19 protein-coding genes are annotated in these 16,778 nt (G+C 45.6%); all 19 read right to left on the minus strand.

All coding sequences use genetic code 11. The features are described from left to right. Positions 1-64: 64 nt before the first annotated feature. The 19 genes from spoIIID to NST58_RS30710 all read right to left on the minus strand — a co-directional run bounded on the left by spoIIID (position 65) and on the right by NST58_RS30710 (position 16,768). On the minus strand, positions 65-352 hold the full coding sequence (gene spoIIID, locus NST58_RS30620; protein ID WP_036681548.1) for a sporulation transcriptional regulator SpoIIID: 288 nt from the start codon (positions 350-352) through the stop codon (positions 65-67). Positions 353-624: 272 nt separating this feature from the next. After that, positions 625-1,368: a M23 family metallopeptidase gene (locus tag NST58_RS30625; protein WP_076123922.1), complete on the minus strand. Its 744-nt coding sequence runs from the start codon at positions 1,366-1,368 to the stop codon at positions 625-627. Between the two features lie 61 nt (positions 1,369-1,429). Continuing rightward, complete coding sequence (gene spoIID, locus NST58_RS30630; protein ID WP_076182075.1) at positions 1,430-2,572, minus strand: stage II sporulation protein D; 1,143 nt, start codon at positions 2,570-2,572, stop codon at positions 1,430-1,432. 216 nt (positions 2,573-2,788) lie between these two features. After that, on the minus strand, positions 2,789-4,165 hold the full coding sequence (gene murA / locus NST58_RS30635; RefSeq protein ID WP_076123926.1) for a UDP-N-acetylglucosamine 1-carboxyvinyltransferase: 1,377 nt from the start codon (positions 4,163-4,165) through the stop codon (positions 2,789-2,791). Positions 4,166-4,364: 199 nt separating this feature from the next. Beyond that, the gene (locus NST58_RS30640) at positions 4,365-4,622 is read right to left on the minus strand and encodes a DUF1146 family protein (protein ID WP_036681556.1); all 258 of its coding nucleotides are present in this window, start codon (positions 4,620-4,622) and stop codon (positions 4,365-4,367) included. A gap of 195 nt (positions 4,623-4,817) precedes the next feature. Further along, positions 4,818-5,234, minus strand: coding sequence for a F0F1 ATP synthase subunit epsilon (locus NST58_RS30645; protein WP_036681559.1), 417 nt, complete (start codon positions 5,232-5,234; stop codon positions 4,818-4,820). Positions 5,235-5,336: 102 nt separating this feature from the next. Continuing rightward, positions 5,337-6,737, minus strand: a complete 1,401-nt coding sequence (gene atpD, locus NST58_RS30650) for a F0F1 ATP synthase subunit beta (protein WP_036681562.1) — start codon at positions 6,735-6,737, stop codon at positions 5,337-5,339. 238 nt (positions 6,738-6,975) lie between these two features. Beyond that, positions 6,976-7,845 (minus strand): ATP synthase F1 subunit gamma, encoded by an 870-nt coding sequence (atpG, locus tag NST58_RS30655; protein WP_036681564.1) that lies wholly within the window; start codon positions 7,843-7,845, stop codon positions 6,976-6,978. Between the two features lie 150 nt (positions 7,846-7,995). Further along, complete coding sequence (gene atpA, locus NST58_RS30660; RefSeq protein ID WP_036681566.1) at positions 7,996-9,507, minus strand: F0F1 ATP synthase subunit alpha; 1,512 nt, start codon at positions 9,505-9,507, stop codon at positions 7,996-7,998. An 11-nt stretch (positions 9,508-9,518) separates the two neighbouring features. Beyond that, positions 9,519-10,070, minus strand: a complete 552-nt coding sequence (locus tag NST58_RS30665) for a F0F1 ATP synthase subunit delta (protein ID WP_076123928.1) — start codon at positions 10,068-10,070, stop codon at positions 9,519-9,521. Then, complete coding sequence (atpF, locus tag NST58_RS30670; RefSeq protein WP_076123930.1) at positions 10,067-10,555, minus strand: F0F1 ATP synthase subunit B; 489 nt, start codon at positions 10,553-10,555, stop codon at positions 10,067-10,069. Before atpF ends, NST58_RS30665 begins: the two co-directional genes overlap by 4 nt. A 97-nt stretch (positions 10,556-10,652) precedes the next feature. After that, on the minus strand, positions 10,653-10,865 hold the full coding sequence (gene atpE / locus NST58_RS30675; RefSeq protein ID WP_036681574.1) for a F0F1 ATP synthase subunit C: 213 nt from the start codon (positions 10,863-10,865) through the stop codon (positions 10,653-10,655). 105 nt (positions 10,866-10,970) lie between these two features. Further along, a complete protein-coding gene (gene atpB, locus NST58_RS30680; protein WP_036681575.1) occupies positions 10,971-11,738 on the minus strand; it encodes a F0F1 ATP synthase subunit A in 768 nt (255 codons plus the stop codon). Positions 11,739-11,767: 29 nt separating this feature from the next. After that, complete coding sequence (locus NST58_RS30685; RefSeq protein ID WP_036681578.1) at positions 11,768-12,145, minus strand: ATP synthase subunit I; 378 nt, start codon at positions 12,143-12,145, stop codon at positions 11,768-11,770. Beyond that, entirely contained in the window at positions 12,138-12,371 is a 234-nt protein-coding gene (locus NST58_RS30690) for an AtpZ/AtpI family protein (RefSeq protein ID WP_036681579.1), read from the minus strand. Before NST58_RS30690 ends, NST58_RS30685 begins: the two co-directional genes overlap by 8 nt. A 178-nt stretch (positions 12,372-12,549) precedes the next feature. After that, complete coding sequence (wecB, locus tag NST58_RS30695; protein WP_076123932.1) at positions 12,550-13,710, minus strand: UDP-N-acetylglucosamine 2-epimerase (non-hydrolyzing); 1,161 nt, start codon at positions 13,708-13,710, stop codon at positions 12,550-12,552. A gap of 58 nt (positions 13,711-13,768) precedes the next feature. Continuing rightward, entirely contained in the window at positions 13,769-14,398 is a 630-nt protein-coding gene (gene upp, locus NST58_RS30700) for a uracil phosphoribosyltransferase (protein ID WP_036681583.1), read from the minus strand. Positions 14,399-14,820: 422 nt separating this feature from the next. Further along, entirely contained in the window at positions 14,821-16,068 is a 1,248-nt protein-coding gene (glyA, locus tag NST58_RS30705) for a serine hydroxymethyltransferase (protein WP_038573642.1), read from the minus strand. Between the two features lie 115 nt (positions 16,069-16,183). After that, complete coding sequence (locus NST58_RS30710) at positions 16,184-16,768, minus strand: TIGR01440 family protein (RefSeq protein ID WP_076099682.1); 585 nt, start codon at positions 16,766-16,768, stop codon at positions 16,184-16,186. Between the last annotated feature and the right edge of the window lie 10 nt (positions 16,769-16,778).

The raw sequence follows: 16,778 nt of genomic DNA on the forward strand, positions 1-16,778 counted from the left end.
ACCATACTTTAGGGGAAGTACACAATGTATTAAAGCTGAATATTTCCTTAAATTTCCGAAAATCTCATGGCTTTGATGCTACAGCAACCTCACGTTTTTTCCCCGTCGATTTTTTATATTTGATTTTTGTGGCTTCTCCCCCCCGAAGATGTCGGATGGACTTGTGATATTCGAGAATGTGCTTCACCTGATCGGCCAGATCAGGGTTGATCTCTGGCAGACGCTCAGTTAAATCTTTATGCACCGTGCTCTTTGAAACGCCAAATTCCTTGGCTATGGTCCGGACCGTATGCCTGGTTTCCACGATGCAGCGTCCGATTTTGATCGTACGTTCCTTGATGTAATCGTGCACGCTCCCGCCTCCCAACTGTGGATAGTTTGGTACATTATATGAGGGGCGGGCTTATATATTCGCGCTTTCAAGACATGACAAGCTATGGAGGGCTCATTTTATTTAATGGACAACCTAATAACCCGTGTTATTAGCATGATGAAAAGCCGTCGTTCTCCCTTTAGGTCAACAACCGTTTCCCGCGTAAACAAAAGGCTCATCACAAACACAACCTTAAAAATCCTTATATACACAAAAAAATAGGGGGCTTTCGCCCCCTGCTATAGAAATTTTTATCGCTGTGGCAGTAAATCCGATGGATTGACTACTTTGCCATCTTCGTACACTTCAAAGTGTACATGATTTCCAAGGTCCTTTTCGATCTCACTGCGACCAGCTGTGGCAAGAGTATCTCCTTGCTTCACTACATCGCCTTGTTTAACTTTTGTTTCACCAAGACTTTGGTATACAGTCTTCAAATTACCTTGATGGGTAATTTCAATCACTTTACCTAATACCGCAACATCTTCCACTCTGGTCACTTCACCGCTGAGCGCTGCTTTAACATCGAACGTATTGTTGTCTTCACGGGCAATATCGATTCCGACATTAGGAATAAATTTGTCGTTATATTGCACCATAGCGGCAACGTGATTGTCCTCTGTACCATTCTCATCATAATACGGCTTAACTACTTCTACTTCACCTGGATTAGCTACTGGCCAAGTCATACTTTCCGTTGAAGCAACAACTTCAAGTGCATCTGGACCTCCGGTTGTTGTACCAGCTTCGTTAGCGGAAGTTCCTACTTGCTGCGAAGTGGCGGCGGTGTCCTGGTTGAGCGGCTTCTGGCCGGCATCCTGATAGACCCACACCAAGGTTAGTATAATTGCCGCTGCCGCCGTGTAGACTGCTGGGAATACCCAACGTTTAGATACCAGTCTGTTCCATGAAGAAGGTTTTGCGCCAGGTAAATCTCCCTGAGTTTTTTTGAGAGATTCATCTTGGTTTGTTTTGTTTTTGTCTTGTTCATTCATATGGTTATCACCTCAGTAACCAGTGTTACCGGGGTTTTCTCTTTTATACGTATCTTTCAAGTTATTTTTTCAGAAGAGTTGAGATTTGTGTAAATGAGATACCACTATAATAGTGTTTGAGAATTTGGGTAGCAGTTCCACCCTCTTTAGCCATCCCATTTGCCCCCCACTGGCTCATCCCTACTCCATGCCCATTTCCGAAGGTCGTGATTAAGATCTTATTTCCCTTACGACTCCAACTGAATTGGCTGGATCGTAGGCCCAGCTTCTCTCTCACTTCACGTCCAGTAAATATAGAGCCTCCAATTGAGACCTCTTTAATCCGATGTCCAGTGGTAAGAGACAACACTTCCATAGGTAATCTCGAAGATGATGAAATCTTCGTTGTAGTTCCTGAATTGGTAGTTTCTTTGGAGGCTGGAATGACTTTATCGTTTAGACCCAATCTAGTAAGTATTTCAGCAACAGTAAAGGTGTTAGTCACTGCATAGTTTGGGGTAATCTCTTTCTCCCAAGGACTCGTCACGCTGCGCAGATAGGGAATCGCTGCATTCCAATACTCTTCTGAGTTCTCAGTATATCCTCCACTGGAGGCGAAAAAGGAGGCCGTTATCGGCTGCCCTTTATAAGTCATGATCACTCCGCGCGTCTCAAGGACCGCGCGCTGCAGCTTTGCGAGGTCGGCGCTTCTTCCGCCGAGCTTCCATTGCCGTTCCAGCGTGTCCTTAGATATGTAAGCCTGATGGCTTACCGTATCGGTTACATCCGCCTCCGGAACGGGTACGCCGCTTCTGTCGCCAGCCACCAGGCGGCGCATGATAAAGGTGCGGGCAGCTACGGCCTGCGCTTTGAGCGCTTCAAGCTCAAAGTCGGCCGGCATCTCGGCCGCAAGCACGCCGCGGACGTAGTCCTCCAGCGGCAATGTCTCTATTTGTCCGCTGTGTGACAAATAGACAGAGACGTCCGGCTGCGGCGCTTCCTGCGCAGCCGTCTCCGGCGCCGCCGGAGGGGCCGTGACTGCTGGCACGGCCACAGGCGCCGGTTGTCCCCGGTGTAGCGGGACAACCGCCAGCGGAATCAGCAGCGCCGCCAGGAAAGGCGCTGCGAGCCAGGCGACGGGGATGAGTCGCCTGCGCCGGGGAGCAAGGGGACGCGAGTGCCAGCGCGTTGTCTTGTTTCTTCGCAAGTAGCGGAAATCTTTCATCTCTATGGCTCCTTCCGTGAATCACTGGTGATTCTTATAGATATGAATTTGCAGCAACTGCTAGAACACAATTTGAGAGAAATAGAGTTCCTGTCCTCAATCTATTACTAGACCACAGGCTATTAAATTGCATACAAAAAAATCCCCATCAAATGAGGATTCCATAAAAAAAGACCAAGCTGCAAACTGCAGCCTGGTCTCTCCTAATGATTGATATTATACCCAAGTTGGTTGAACCTGAAAGCGTGGTTTAACCTCTTCGTTTTTAGTCGATTCACTCTTGGATACTTCCGGTTTAAGAACTTCATCCTTCACGGTTTGCGCTGAAGTATCTTCCATGGAGATGCGCCAAATTTCCGCACCCAGTCCGGACAGTTTCTCAGCCAAATGAACATACCCGCGGTCAATATGATGAGTTCCGCTTACTTCAGTAGTGCCTTCAGCAACCAGACCTGCCAAAATAAGCGCAGCTCCCGCACGCAGATCCGTAGCACAAACCTTAGCTCCGACCAATTGTGCATTACCTGTAACGATCGCCGAGCGACCTTCGATTTTAATCTCAGCGTTCATGTTGTGGAATTCATCCACATGCATAAACCGGTTCTCAAATACAGTTTCTGTAACGACACTGGTACCTTCAGAACGCAGCAATAATGCCATCATTTGCGACTGCATATCCGTAGGAAAACCTGGATACGGCAAAGTCTTCAAATCAACAGCTTTGAGAGGCTTGTCACTGATTACACGAATACCGTTCTCGTCAGGAATAATGGTTACGCCCATTTCTTCCATCTTAGCAATAACAGGACCTAAGTGATCAGCAATTGCGCCTTCCACATATACATCGCCACCGGTAATTGCTGCAGCCGCCATGTACGTACCTGCTTCGATACGGTCAGGGATTACATGATGTTTGACCCCATGCAGACGTTCTACCCCTTCAATACGGATAACACCTGTTCCCGCACCGCGTACGATTGCGCCCATACCATTCAAGTAATTGGCCAGGTCGACAATCTCAGGCTCCTTAGCCGCATTCTCGATAACGGTCACGCCTTCGGCTAGTGTAGCTGCCATCATTATATTTTCGGTCGCACCTACGCTTGCTACATCCAAATACACTTTGGCACCGCGCAGGCGTCCGTTGCTTTTCGCTTCAATGTAGCCCTGGCCGAGACTAATCTCCGCACCCAGTGCTTCAAACCCTTTCAAATGCTGATCAATCGGTCGTGTACCAATGGCACAGCCGCCTGGCAGGGAAATTCTTGTCTGACCAAGTCTAGATAACAGTGGGCCCATGACTAAAAAAGACGCCCGCATTTTTCGAACCCATTCATAAGGTGCTTCACAGGATGTGATATTTGTAGCATCCACCTGGATAATATCGTTCTGATATGTAACCCCTGCACCCAGAGATTCCAGCATTTTTGATATCGTCATCACATCATCAAGCGGAGGTGCGTCTACAATGACGCTTACTCCTTCTTCTGCCAATAGAGAGGCGGCTATGATCGGTAATACGGAATTTTTTGCGCCGCTAACTTTCACGCTCCCGGTCAATCTGTTGCCACCGCGGACGATAAATTTGCTCATTTTCGGTTTCCCTCCGCGTCCATTATTTCTTAAATTATTTTTTTAGATTAAAGTAATTGCAAAAAAGTTCTCTACTCCATCAATACGCCCATTTACTCGGGCATGTTCCTTAAAGTTCAGTGTTGACATAATAAAACCTTATTATTCGACACCTTTTGACCACTGCGACCTAAGACACTTATAACCAAACTACATCCCCTTAAAACATATATCGGATCATCCCACTCCAGCTCAGGTAATCCAGGAAGAACCCCGCTACAAAACGACCAAGTACAATGGCCAACAGCAAGTGCAGCAGCCTTCCCTGAGGACTCTTGGGATATCTTATGACCAAATCGAGCTTAAGGTTCTGCAATGCCCACCAAGATAATACAACACTGAGCAAAGATACAATCATTGAGACCATACTGCTGGTTCCAACTGCGCTAGACAACCCACCCGACAATATATCCTCCATGCTAACCCTCCGTGTTCGTATTACTCGGAAATCGACTCTTATATCATACTTGTGAAGGGCAAAAGAATCCAGTACTTTTACAAATTTTTAAACAATTCAACGCCATTATCCAAAATAATGAAGAAATTTTAACCTTTTTTCAATAGATTACTATAATAAAAAGCAGTCAAACCCTAAGGCTTGACTGCTTTTATCCTACTGTTGTCCTTTTCCAGTGGACACTTTAATCCGTGTAACAGCGCGTTGCAGCGCCAATTCCGCACGGCGGTGATCGATATCATCTTGTTTGCTCCGAGTCTGGAGACGGCGTTGAGCCCGTTCTCTAGCCGCTTCGGCGCGCTCAACATCGATATCTGTTGGCAGCTCGGCACTTTCAGCCAGCACGGTTACTTTGTCCTTATGCACTTCAACGAACCCGCCATGAACAGCGATGGAGATCGTAACACCGTCCGATTTGACGGATAACGGAGCAACCTGAAGTGGAGTCACAAGCGGAATGTGTCCCGGCAAAATACCCAACTCGCCTTCGACCCCTCTTACAATCAAGCTATTCACTTGCTTGGAGTAAACGAGATGCTCCGGCGTGACAATTTCCAACAAAAAGGTATTCACTTCCATTCCTCCTTAAAGCTTTACATTGTAAAGCTCGCTTCGAAAGCATGCACTAAGCTTTACGAAGTAAAGCTTGCATCGAAAGCATTAGCTAAGCTCAGGTTACATCGATTTCGCTTTTTCTACTGCTTCTTCAATCGTACCTACAAATAAGAAAGCTGCTTCTGGAAGATCATCATGCTTACCATCCAGGATTTCCTTAAAGCTGCGTACAGTTTCTTTGATTGGTACATATTTACCCTTAAAGCCAGTGAACTGTTCAGCCACGTGGAATGGCTGCGACAGGAAGCGTTCAACTTTACGAGCACGAGCTACGATAACCTTATCATCCTCACTCAATTCATCCATACCCAAGATGGCAATGATGTCTTGAAGCTCGGTATAACGTTGCAGCAATTGTTTAACACCTTGTGCCACGTTGTAATGTTCTTCACCAACAATTTCTGGAGCTAGCAAACGCGAGCTGGAAGCCAGTGGGTCAACCGCTGGGAAAATCCCCTTCTCGGAAATTTTGCGCTCAAGGTTAGTTGTTGCATCCAAGTGAGCAAACGCTGTAGCCGGAGCAGGGTCAGTGTAGTCATCCGCCGGTACGTAGATTGCTTGAATCGATGTAACGGAACCTTTTTTAGTCGATGTGATACGTTCTTGCAGCTGGCCCATTTCAGTAGCCAGAGTCGGCTGATAACCAACCGCGGATGGCATACGGCCGAGAAGAGCGGATACTTCGGAACCCGCTTGGGTAAAGCGGAATATATTATCGATAAAGAGCAGCGTATCGCGGCCTTCCACATCACGGAAATATTCCGCCATGGTCAAACCGGTCAAAGCTACACGAAGACGTGCACCTGGAGGCTCGTTCATTTGTCCGAAGACCATTGCTGTCTTCTTAATAACGCCGGAATCCGTCATTTCGTGATAAAGGTCATTACCTTCACGAGTACGTTCACCGACACCTGCGAATACGGAAATACCACCGTGCTCTTGGGCAATGTTATTAATCAATTCTTGGATTGTTACTGTTTTACCAACGCCGGCACCGCCGAAGAGGCCGACTTTACCACCCTTAGCATAAGGTGCGAGCAAGTCGATAACTTTAATACCTGTTTCCAAGATTTCCGCTTGTGTTGACAATTCGTCAAATGTTGGTGCGAGACGGTGAATCGGGTTCTTTTTCTCAGCAAGAACTTCACCAGCGTTATCAATTGGATTGCCAAGTACGTTAAATACACGGCCTAATGTCGCTTCCCCTACAGGAACCGAAATTGGACCTCCTTGATCGATCGCATCCAGTCCACGAACCAGACCATCAGTAGAAGACATCGCGATACAACGTACCAGATTGTCTCCCAAGTGATTGGAAACCTCAAGTGTTAGGTTAAGCTGACGACCATTGTCCAAGACGGTTTCAATTTTGATAGCGTTGAAAATCTCGGGCAACTGGCCGCGTTCAAATTCAATATCGACAACCGGACCCATAATGCTTACAACGCGTCCTTTGTTCATCTTCTTTTCCCTCCTCGAAAGCTGTTACATCAAGAAGAAACGACGTTGTCGTCATATAAAGATGACAACCGTTTCTCGTAGAAATATAAGCATTTTGTATAGTGTAAAACCATACTTTCTTATATTTTAAGAAGAACTTACAGTGCCGTTCTTAAGGAGCTATGCACCCTAAGCAAGCGACACTGTTTCTCGTAAAACACAAGACAAGTTAAGCACTTAGTTTAACTTTTCTTGTATTTTAAGACTGCGCGTTCGCTCCGGCCACGATCTCGGTAATTTCCTGCGTAATTGCCGCCTGACGGGCACGGTTGTACGTAAGGGTAAGTTCTCCGATCATTTTCGACGCGTTCTTCGTTGCACTGCCCATAGCTGTCATTTTCGCACCCAGCTCACTGGCCTTGCCATCCAGAATAGCGCTATAAATCAAAGTTTCAGCGTACTTTGGAAGCAATACTTCTAGCACGCCTTCCGGTGAAGGTTCATATTCGTAGTTTGCAGAAGCTTCATGATGCTCTTGATTCCCTACTCCATCCATAGGCAACAGTCGCTCAACGGTTGGGATCTGGGTGATAGCATTGACGAATTGATTGTAACAAACATACAACTCATCATACGTACCATCTACAAACTGCTGTACTGCCGAATTCGCGATAGACTTGATGTCAGCAAACTTCGGCGCATCCGATAGCTCAGTGACTTCCTGTACAATCGGATATTCACGGCGACGTAGAAAGTCACGGCCCTTACGACCAATAACAAATAATGCGTACTCATCTTTGGACTTATGCTTCTCCGCGATGAGCATCGTCACCTTACGCAAAATATTAGCGTTGTAACCACCTGCAAGCCCTCTATCAGAGGTAACGATTAGATAACCAGTCTTCTTCACAGGGCGGCTAACCAGCATAGGGTGTTGAACACCTTCGGTGCCAGCAGCAATGCTCGATACAACCTCTTTTAGCTTCTCAGCATAAGGACGGGCGGCAATTGCCTTCTCCTGAGCTTTTCTCAGCTTGGATGCGGCTACCATTTCCATCGCTTTTGTGATCTGTCTTGTGTTTTGAACACTCTTAATTTGACGTTTAATATCACGCATGCTTCTTGCCATGATTTCACCACCTTAGAGCTTTGACGGAGTCAAAGCTAACTTCGTAAGCATTCTCTTAACTTTGACGAAGTCAAAGCTACTTCATAAGCACAGCCTGAGCTTCGGCAGAGCCAAAGCTCACTTAGTAAAATCCGTTAAAGTCTATCTATATTAGCTAGTAGCGAAACCTCTTTTAAAGGTATCAATCGCTGCTTTAAGAGCGGCTTCGTTATCAGCTGTCAAATCTTTTGTATCCCTGATGGATTGAGCTACATCAGCAGCACTGCTATCCATATAAGCAAGGAATTCCTTTTCAAAACGTTTTACGTCTTTAACTGGAATATCATCCAAATATCCTTTTACAGCTGTGTACAAGCTAAGCACTTGATGCTCAACAGACAACGGCTGATTCACACCTTGTTTCAGAACTTCCATCATACGTGCCCCGCGATTCAGACGGGCAAGTGTAGATTTATCAAGATCTGAGCCGAACTGTGAGAAGGCTTGAAGTTCGCGATATTGGGCAAGATCCAGACGGAGCGAGCCGGCTACCTTCTTCATCGCTTTGATTTGAGCGGAGCCCCCTACACGGGAAACGGAGATACCGACGTTGATCGCCGGACGTTGACCAGAGTAGAACAGATCGGATTCAAGGAAGATTTGACCATCTGTAATCGAGATTACGTTCGTAGGAATGTAAGCTGATACGTCAGATGCCTGTGTTTCGATAAATGGAAGTGCGGTTAATGAACCACCACCAAGCTCATCACTAAGCTTAGCTGCACGCTCCAAAAGACGGGAGTGCAAGTAGAATACGTCACCCGGGAATGCTTCACGACCCGGTGGACGACGAAGCAGCAAGGACAATTCGCGATAAGCCGAAGCTTGTTTCGAAAGGTCATCGTAAATGATCAGTACGTGCTCGCCCTTGTACATGAAGTATTCGCCCATTGCGCAACCTGCGTATGGAGCAATGTACAACAATGGGGACGGCTCGGAAGCCGATGCAGTTACAACGATTGTATATTCCAAAGCGCCATGACGGCGAAGAGTTTCTACAACCTGTGCTACTGTGGATTGCTTTTGACCAATGGCAACATAAATACATTTCATGCCGTTGCCTTTTTGGTTGATAATCGCGTCAATTGCGATTGCAGTCTTACCTGTTTGACGGTCACCAATGATAAGTTCGCGTTGTCCACGACCGATTGGTACCATCGCATCAATGGCTTTAAGACCTGTTTGCATCGGCTCATGTACCGATTTACGATCGATAACCCCTGGTGCATTATTTTCTACAGGACGGAATTCAGTTGTAGCAATTGGGCCTTTGCCGTCAAGCGGCATACCAAGTGCGTTAACTACACGACCGAGCAGAGCTTCACCAACAGGAACTTGCATAATTTGTCCTGTACGTTTTACTTGATCGCCTTCACGAATTTCCTTGTACTCACCCAGAATAACAACACCGACGTTGCTTTCTTCCAGATTGAGCGCCATGCCCACTACTCCGTTGGAGAACTCTAGCAATTCGCCAGCCATTGCGTTTTCCAGACCGTAGACACGGGCGATACCGTCGCCGACTTGAATGACGGTGCCGACTTCGGCAACTTCGATATCGGCTTTATATTCCTCAATTTGACTTTTGATCAAAGTGCTGATCTCTTCAGGTCTGATGCCCAATATCCTCACCCCTATCTTCTATGCTTATCATTAAAGGATTTCTCGAGACGCTCCAATTTGTTAGACAGACTGCCGTCATACAGCGTATCGCCGATATAAACTTTCAGTCCTCCCAACAGGCTTGGGTCCACCACATTCGTAATCCGGATTTTACGGTTTACGAGTTGGCCGAATTCTGCAGCTACAGCTGCTTTTTCTTCTTCACTTAAAGAATAAACAGAGTATACCTTAGCATCACCAATGCCAAGAGCGTCTCCTTCAATCTTGATATACGTATCCAGCAGATCGGCAAAAATATCGGTTCTGCCTCGCTCTACTAACAATTCTACAATGTTCATCACGATGGGAGAGAGCTTATCTTGAAGCGCTGTGCGCAGCACTTTCAGCTTGTCGGACTCCGAGATGCGCGGTGCAAGAATAAACCGCTTTATCTCTTGGTCGGAATGTAATAATCCAACCACTGCCTTGAGCTCTTCTTCTACTTCAAGGGTAATCCCTTTCTCTACCGCTGCACTGTACAATGCTCTAGCGTAGCGCTTGGCAACTACCGTATCGCGGCTCATGATTGGCCTCCTACCTCTTTGAGGTATTGGTTCACAAGTTGCTCCTGCTCGCCGTTAGCACTAACTTCTTTCTTAAGAAGTTTAGAAGCAATACGAACAGATGCCGTTCCAATTTCGCTGCGCAACTCTTCCACTGCTTTGTTCTTTTCGTTCTCGATATCGCGCACGGCCTCTTCTTTGACACGTGCTGCATCTGCTTTGGCTTGTGCCAAAGTTTGTTCTACCTGTAGATTGCTTGTGATTTGCGATTGTTGAATAATCTGTTGAGCTTCCTGGCGTGCACTGTTCAGCGCTTGCTTCTGCTCTTCCACATACGCGACCGCTTGTTCTCTAGTCTTCGCAGCTTCGTCCATTTGCTGCATTACCAGCTCACGGCGTTTCTCCATAACTGCAAAAAGTTTGCTGAACGCATACTTGCTAAGCAAGAAATATAAAATCCCAAAGGCGACAATTGAAAATACTATGTTTGTCCAAACAATATCCACTGAGGTCACTCCCTTCCGTTACCGCGTCATGCGGACGTATACAAAAGTAAGGCGCGGATGGCATCGGCCGTCCCCGCCAAACCGTAACTACGGTTTATTAAGTAAACATAATCAGGAATGCGATAACTGTTGCTGCCAACGGAATAACTTCGACGATACCTACACCAATAAACATTGTTGTTTGCAAAGCATTTTTCGCTTCTGGTTGACGAGCGATGGACTCAACTGTTCTACTAACGATCATACCGTTACCAAGACCTGCGCCAAGTGCACCCAATCCAACCGCTATTGCTGCTGCTAAAAATTCCATTTGTAAATATCCTCCTTTAATTTCGGTTCATATTTGTGTTTAATGATATAAGATATCTCCCACGAAGGAAAATCAGACGATAGCCGTTCTCTTCGCAGCAGTTCATTAATGTGCTTCTTCTTCGTGAATCGTCATCTGTGCGATATAAACCATCGTCAGAATCGTAAAGATAAACGCTTGTAGTGCCCCGACGAAAATACTGAAGCCCTGCCATACAGCCAGGAACGGAATACTGAGAATCCCCAGCTTCAAAATGACTGTAATCAGTACTTCTCCGGCGAAAATGTTAGCGAATAGACGAATAGCCAACGCTACAGGTTTTGCCAGGTTTTCGATAATGTTCAGTGGCAAAAAGATTGGAAACGGCTCGATGTAGTGTTTGAAATAATGTTTGCCGTTGAGCTTAATGCCCAGAAAGTTCATCAGTACAAATACTATGATTGCCAATCCTGCAGTGACGTTAATGTCAGCAGTTGGCGACTTGTACCATAAAATTTCTGCATGCTCACCATTCGCCAAGTTCTTAGTTGCTTCAATCACGTGGCCAAACACTGTTACAGGTCCATGCGCCTCAGTTACAACGGAGAAAGGCAATCCAAGTAGATTGGAAACAAAGATAAACAGAATCAATGTCAACCCTAAAGATATGTAAGGTTTTCCTTTCTTCAGATCCATGGCACTGCTTATGACACCCTCTACAAATTCCACAACCCATTCCATGAAGTTCTGAAGCTTGGATGGATTTTCAACGGAAAGCTTACGAACCGAAAGCATAACCAGAACAAACACCACTGTACAACTGATCAGAAGCATCAACACGGCGGATAAATCTATCGGTATTCCCCCGACAAATATTTTCGGCATGTCATGCATAGTATCATCCCCCTTTCTCTTTAATCTGGTTAAAGCTTATTCTTCACACTCAGATATATCCCCGCAGGAATGGCGAGAAGCTGAGGAATGAATACGCCCGAAACAGTTGCTACCAGGGAGAAATGCTCAATCTTGACCGAGAACATGGTGACCAAAATTGCGAAGCTAATCCGTGTAACAAAACCGAGGCTGAAGGCATTCCCTTCGTTGCTCGCAATCGACTGCGTAACCCGTCGAACCTTGACGGCCAGATAACGAAAGTTTACCAATCCCGCCACCAGACCCAGAGTCATGCCCAGTGTAATTGCCCGGGTCTCATGATGAAGCACCCAGCCCATTAAGAGTCCTGCCATAAGGACGAGCGTAACTCTAGTGACGGTATTGATCATGGGAGTCATATTATCCATTCTGCTCCCCCAAAAATTTTTTAATTAACAAGGCGACATTCACAATTCCCAGAATCATTCCAGTTATAGTGCCAATGGCGAGCCAATATTTCGGCCCCTCCATCAGGTCTTTCAGCCATCTTGCCGCAAAAAAACCAATAAGAATGTAAGCGGCAAGCAAAGTGCCTGCACTTCCAATGACAAGCGCGGTCTGTAACAAGCTGTCCTTGCTATTTTGTTCTTTCATGGGCTACAATCCCAACTAATTTTACTGAATTTCCTGAGTCTTTGTCAATTCATTGAACATTGCCTAAAAACCCTTGAAAACATGAAAATAATCACAGCAAAACGTTCCAAAACCATATAAACCGTACAGTTTCACTGTATGTTGATTTTAATCAGATCAGATATTAGTTTAATTGAAATTATTTATTTTTTGTGAACATTCTGTGAAACTCTTCAGGACGTTCCTTATTAACACCAAAATGGTGCAAAATCGCATTGACAATCCGTTGGGAAGCCTTGCCATCTCCATACGGGTTGGCGGCCCGACTCATCGACTGATAGAGCTCATTATCAGTCAAAAGAGCATGTGTCCGTTGATACACCTTCTCCTCGTCCGTGCCCACAAGTTCCAGCGTTCCAGCCTCTATCCCTTCGGGACGCTCCGTTGTATCACGAAGCACAAGAACAGGCACTCCATAAGAAGGAGCTTCCTCTTGCAGACCGCCGGAATCGGTCAATATCAAGTGGGTATGCGGATAAAAATTATGCAGGTCCACGACATCCAGCGGATCAATCAGCTTAATTCTCGGATGTCCTCCCAGTATCTCATGCGCAGGTTCCTTAACGGCAGGACTCGGATGCACAGGGTAAACAATGGCGACATCTTCGAATTCATCAGCGATTCTTTTAATAGCTCGGAAGATATTACGATGCGGTTCACCTTGAGATTCTCTGCGGTGAGCGGTCATCAAAATAAGTCTTTTTCCTGAAGCAAAATCCAAAACAGGATGCCGGTAATCCGGCTGTACGGTATATTGAAACACATCAGTTACGGTGTTGCCTGTGATATAAATACTTGATTCTTTTTTGTTCTCGTGTCTCAGATTGTTAGCTGACAAATCGGTTGGAGCGAAATGCAGATCAGCTAACACACCTGTGAGTTGACGGTTCATTTCTTCAGGATACGGAGACAATTTGTTCCATGTCCTAAGTCCTGCTTCTACGTGCCCAACCTGAATTTGCTGCAGGAAGGAAGCGTAACTAGCTAAAAACGTTGTTAAGGTGTCCCCATGCACCAGCACGAGGTCAGGTTTAACTTCTTTCAGTACAGGTTCCAAACCTTCAAGCACACGAATAGTAATCTCATTCAAGGTCTGACGGTCCTTCATCACGTCCAAATCGTAATCAGGGGTGATATTAAACACTTCCAACACTTGATCGAGCAGTTCTCTATGCTGTGCTGTTACACATACTATTGATTCGATATGCTCAGGATGCTTCTTCAGTTCAAGAACCAGAGGAGCCATCTTGATCGCCTCGGGGCGCACTCCGAAAATAGTCATTACTTTGATTTTGGACATAACCCCTACCCTCTCATCAAATATTCTCGCATTACTATACTTAATACTTAATTACTTATTACTTGGTTCCATAAAGACGGTCACCAGCATCACCAAGACCTGGCACGATGTAACCATGTTCATTCAAATGATCATCAAGCGCTGCAACATAAATATCAACATCCGGATGAGCTTCCTGAACTGCAGCAACACCTTCTGGCGCTGCAATCAAGTTCATCATTTTGATCTGTGTACAACCACGGTTCTTCAGTGAGGTAATCGCAGCAATTGCGGATCCGCCTGTAGCAAGCATCGGGTCAATTACTATCAACTCACGTTCCTGTACATCAGTTGGAAGCTTGATATAATACTCCACTGGTTGAAGAGTGTCTGGATCACGGAAAAGCCCTACATGTCCTACTTTAGCCGCAGGTAGAAGCTTCAGTACACCTTCAAGCATACCTAAACCCGCACGAAGAATAGGAATAAGCCCCAGCATTCTTCCCGAAATCACTTTGCTTTCCGTCTCAGTGACCGGTGTTTGTACCGTAATGGTCTCTAGTGGAATATCACGTGTAATCTCATAAGCCATCAATGTGGCAACTTCGTCAACATGTTCTCTGAAATCCTTCGTGTTTGTTCTAACGTCGCGAATAAATGTTAGTTTGTGTTGAATTAAAGGATGATCGCAAATCACCAATTTTCCCATTTACTGTCCCTCCGGTAATTGTAAGTCTTGTCTATAGCCCTAGAAAGCGCTTTGCTTCTCAGTGGCTAAATCCTGTCTATTATAGCACTCCCGCCGCTGCATTTCACCTCAGAATGGTACTTGAACTCACATTGAACATATTCCTTTGTATTTCCTTGTTTTTAAAGGTAATGATTGGCTTAATTAGGAAACCAATCACTTATAAAACCTAGATTATGTTGTGCAACTTTGGCTTTTTCATACTATTCACATTATTTTCACTAATTTTATTGAAAATTCCATGAACTTTCATGATTAATTTCATTCAATTTCATCTATTACCTACAGTGATATTTGTGAACAATATGCAACAAAAAAGCCTCCATCAAACCCGGAAGAGGGTATGGATGGAGGCAGAATCATTTCTTATTAGAAGCAAAGATTTAGTATTTCAACTCTGGATAAAGAGGGTATTGGTCAGTCAACTCAGCCACTTGACGCGCAGATTCTGCCAAGTTTGCCTCATCCTTCGGATTCTTTAGAACATTAGCAATGATACGTCCAATAGTGACCATCGCCTGCTCGTCCATACCACGGGATGTGACTGCAGGTGTACCAATACGAATACCACTTGTTACGAAAGGACTTGTAGGATCAAATGGAATTGCGTTTTTATTCACAGTAATCCCGATGGAATCTAGTACTTTTTCCGCATCTTTTCCGGTAATGTTCAGATTACGGGTATCCAGCAGCATCAAGTGGTTATCTGTACCTCCGGATACAATGTTAACCCCTTCGCTGATCAACGTTTCTGCAAGAACATTAGCGTTCTTCACTACATTTTGAGCATAAGTCTTAAAGGATGGCTGCAATGCTTCACCAAATGCGACTGCTTTTGAAGCAATTACATGCATCAGAGGTCCACCTTGGGAACCAGGGAATACCGCTTTATCAATAGCAGCTGCCCATGGCTGTCTGCACATAATCATACCTCCGCGGGGACCGCGCAAAGTCTTATGCGTAGTAGTTGTAACGAAATGAGCATGAGGAACCGGGCTCGGATGAAGACCAGCAGCAACCAATCCTGCGATATGGGCCATATCTACCATAAATAGCGCACCCACATCATTGGCGATAGCGCCAAGTTTTTCGAAATCAATAATACGCGGATAGGCACTAGCACCAGCCACAATCATTTTTGGACGGTGCTTGAAGGCTGCTTTACGTACTTCATCATAATCAATTAGGAAAGTATCTTCTTGTACTCCATAAGCAACGAAGTTATAAAGCAATCCAGAAGCATTAACTGGGCTACCATGTGTCAAATGACCACCGTGCGCCAAATTCATTCCAAGAACGGTGTCGCCAGGCTTAAGTGCAGCCAGATAAACTGCCATATTTGCTTGAGCGCCGGAATGTGGTTGTACGTTGACATGATCCGCGCCAAACAATTCTTTTGCACGATCACGAGCAAGGTTCTCAACGATATCTACATCTTCACAGCCACCATAATAACGTTTGCCTGGATAACCTTCTGCATATTTGTTCGTAAGCACGGAGCCCATAGCTTCCATTACGGCTTCGCTAACGATATTCTCTGAGGCAATAAGCTCAATGTTGGCACGCTGACGTTTCAGTTCCAGTTCCATCGCTTCCAGTACTGCCGGGTCACTCTTACGCAATTGTTCCATGTTCTTATTTCCTCCCTAGTGTGTGTAGATATGTTGTATTTAAGTAGAAACGATTTGCCCGCCATAAAGAGACTTAGGTCTACGTTTCTGCAAAAAATATAAAAACTAAAGTTCGTTAATCACAAAACTGTGAACCACTTTGTTCTGGAGCACGATATACCGCACGTTCCCCGCCAATTAGTGGGGGTCTGGTCCATGCCGCATTCACTCTGGCTGCTCCAATGTATCGTAGAGTCGGACGGAAAGGAACGGCTACCCGCCGTAAATGCATTCCTATCAGTGTCTCGCCAATATCTAAACCAGCATGAGCTTCTATCGTTTCCGCCAAAACAGGATCTTTCATAGCGTGATAAGCAGCCGTAGCCATCGAACCTCCAGCACCTCGTATAGGTACAGCTGATACTTCCTTCAGACCAAGTGACTCTAGCAGAGAGCGTTCCATGACAAGTGCACGATTTAAATGCTCGCAGCACTGATACACCGGATGAAATCCTTTTTCCGCTGCTACTAAACGAACACCTTCAAGCAGTTGTTCTGCAACTTCAAGTGCACCACCAGTTCCAATCCGGACACCAGCAACCTCACTTGTGCTCACTCCGACGACAACAATTTTGCCTGACCCAAGGTTACCAGCCTCCGCCAACTCCCTTAACACAGTGACGGTGGCTTCAGTTAATGATAGCTCCACTACTTCGTCCATCACTCTACCT

It is taken from the genome of Paenibacillus sp. FSL R10-2796, from assembly GCF_037965315.1.
GTDB lineage: Bacteria > Bacillota > Bacilli > Paenibacillales > Paenibacillaceae > Paenibacillus_AQ > Paenibacillus_AQ odorifer.